We start from the raw sequence: 546 nt of genomic DNA on the forward strand, positions 1-546 counted from the left end.
TCACTAAATGAATTAAACCCACATTCATAAGCCGATAACTTTTCAGGATCGGGGGAACGATATGCTACAATGTAAGGCATAATCAATAAAGCTCCAGCAATAACTGCCGAAACAATAATAAAGATCAAGACCGGTAAATAAGAGCTCAATAAATAAGCCATAACCCTCTTCCATCATAACGAAATGCCTGAGTTTAACACAATGATTCAATATTGCGAGACCAAACAGACAAATTTAACAATCGCTCTATTAACTCTATTCATACTGCTTCAAAGGCATACAGAGCGATACTTTTCTTATCGGCATAGGTAACGCAGAGCAAAGAAAGACGCAAGCCCTATATCTTATAAACCATATAAAAAGAAAGAAAAAATATATTTATTCCCCAATCAAATACTCCACCACATTACTCATAGCATATGGATATTTTAATAAAGGAAATTTCATAAGGAATCATGAAATGGCGCGAGTGACGGGGCTCGAACCCGCGACCTCCGGCGTGACAGGCCAGCACTCTAACCAACTGAGCTACACCCGCGCATTTTT

1 tRNA gene and 1 pseudogene are annotated in these 546 nt (G+C 38.6%); both read right to left on the minus strand.

The window, feature by feature from the left end:
• A pseudogene (locus ACFIO3_RS15445) lies at positions 1-161 on the minus strand (NADH-quinone oxidoreductase subunit A); the annotation flags it as partial.
• Positions 162-461: 300 nt separating this feature from the next.
• A tRNA-Asp gene (locus ACFIO3_RS15450) sits at positions 462-538 on the minus strand.
• Positions 539-546 lie beyond the last annotated feature (8 nt).

Source organism: Bartonella sp. AD328YNZD (genome assembly GCF_042196425.1).